General features: G+C 66.1%; 1 protein-coding gene. It reads right to left on the bottom strand.

Annotated elements, in window-relative coordinates; genetic code table 11:
• A partial coding sequence (locus tag AC1RQK_RS40515) for an isochorismatase family protein (protein WP_492815285.1) occupies positions 1–525 on the bottom strand: 525 nt, incomplete at its 5' end.

The following is a 525-nucleotide window of genomic DNA, read 5'->3' as shown; positions in this document are numbered from 1 at the left end:
TCAGCGGGCCGGAACCGGGGCGATCGACGCGTGCGGCGTGGCGGTGCGCTGCGCGGCCTTGTGCACCATGGTGTAGGCGTAGTCCACGCCCATGCCGTAGGCGCCCGAGTGTTCCTTGACCAGCTGCATCACGGCGTCATAGCTGTCGCGGTGCGCCCAGTCGCGCTGCCATTCGAGCAGCACCTGCTGCCAGGTCACCGGCACCACGCCGGCCTGCACCATGCGCTGCATGGCGTAGTCGTGCGCTTCCTTGCTGGTGCCGCCGGAAGCGTCGGCCACCATGTAGATCTCGTAGTCGCTGTCGTGCATCGCCGACAGCGCGAAGGTGGTGTTGCAGACCTCGGTCCACAACCCGGCCACGATGATCTTCTTGCGGCCGTTGGCGGCCAGCGCGTCGCGCACCTTCTGGTCGTCCCACGAGTTCATCGAGGTGCGTTCCAGCGTCTGCTGGCCGGGGAATACGTCAAGCAGTTCGGGGTAGGTATAGCCGGAGAAAGACTCGCTCTCCACCGTGGTGATGGTGGT

It is taken from the genome of Cupriavidus sp. GW822-FHT02D05 (assembly GCF_058802485.1).
This window is presented reverse-complemented; position numbering and strand designations above follow the sequence as displayed.